This window comes from Bradyrhizobium sp. Leo170, assembly GCF_004296405.1.
In the GTDB taxonomy this organism is placed as follows: Bacteria; Pseudomonadota; Alphaproteobacteria; order Rhizobiales; family Xanthobacteraceae; genus Bradyrhizobium.
On record NZ_PSRR01000742.1, the window covers coordinates 1 to 1,159 of the forward strand.

Sequence of the window (1,159 nt, forward strand, 5' to 3'; positions counted from 1 at the left end):
CGCGGCGCCGACGGTCGGCTGGGCGCCGGTCGCGCTGCCGCAGGCCGATGACGACACCGCGATGCGCCTGCTCGAGCTGTATCGGCATCGCGATCCCGCGCTCGCCTCGGCGCTCACGCAGGGCTTGCAGCTCGAGAAGGTCGCGAAAGGCGACGAGATGAAGCCGAAGCCCGGCACCAATGGCGTCGGCGCGATGCGGCTGGTGGCGCGCGGCGCGGCGAAATTGATGGCGGCCGATGACGGACCGCGGATCGGCGCGCTCGCCTTCGACGGCTGGGATACCCATGCCAAGGAAGGCGGACTGGCCGGCCGTCTCGCACAACTGCTCGGCGGCCTTGACGGCGCGCTGGCGGAATTCGAAAGCGGGCTCGGCGAACGCTGGCGCGATACCGTGATCGTGGTCGCCACCGAGTTCGGCCGCACCGCGCGCATCAACGGCACCGAAGGCACCGACCACGGCACCGGCACCATCGCGCTGCTCGCCGGCGGCGCGGTGAAAGGCGGACGCGTGATCTCGGATTGGCCCGGCCTGAAGCCCGTCAATCTCTACCAGGGCCGCGACCTCGCACCGACCACCGATTTGCGTGCGGTGATGAAAGGCGTGCTGCACGACCAGTTCGGGCTCGCCGACCGCGTGCTGGCGGAGTCGGTATTCCCCGACAGCCGCACCGCGAAGCCGATGCAGGGGTTGGTGGTGGTATAAACCTCTCCCCGCTCTTTGCGGGGAGAGGTCGGAGGCGGCGCGCAGCGCCGACTCCGGGTGAGGGGCAAGCCGATGCGTGGCCGTAATGAAAAAATGATCCGAATCGCGCGAAAGTTACGCGCAAATCAAACGGATGCAGAGACGGTTCTCTGGAATCGTATTCGCAGCCGTCAGATCGACGGGCATAAATTTGTCCGGCAGCAACCGATAATCGGTTACGTTTGCAACTTTGTCTGCCGCGAAAAGTTGTTGATCATCGAAGTAGACGGCGGGCAGCACAGCGAGTCTGCGTCCGATGCAGTGCGCGATCGCCGCCTGATTGAGGAGGGTTACAGAGTGCTCCGCTTTTGGAACAACGATGTCCTCGGTAATCTCGAAGGCGTTCTCAGTACGATTCAGACTGAACTTCGCGGAGAGAGCCCCTCACCCCACCCTCTCCCCGTGAAGGACGGCTAT

General features: G+C 65.1%; 2 protein-coding genes. Both read left to right on the top strand.

Annotated features, from left to right (window positions below):
- A partial coding sequence (locus tag CWO89_RS44395; RefSeq protein ID WP_130584406.1) for a DUF1501 domain-containing protein occupies positions 1-703 on the top strand: 703 nt, incomplete at its 5' end.
- A gap of 72 nt (positions 704-775) precedes the next feature.
- Positions 776-1,159 (top strand): endonuclease domain-containing protein (locus CWO89_RS44400; RefSeq protein ID WP_130584407.1); only part of this gene is annotated, 384 nt, incomplete at its 3' end.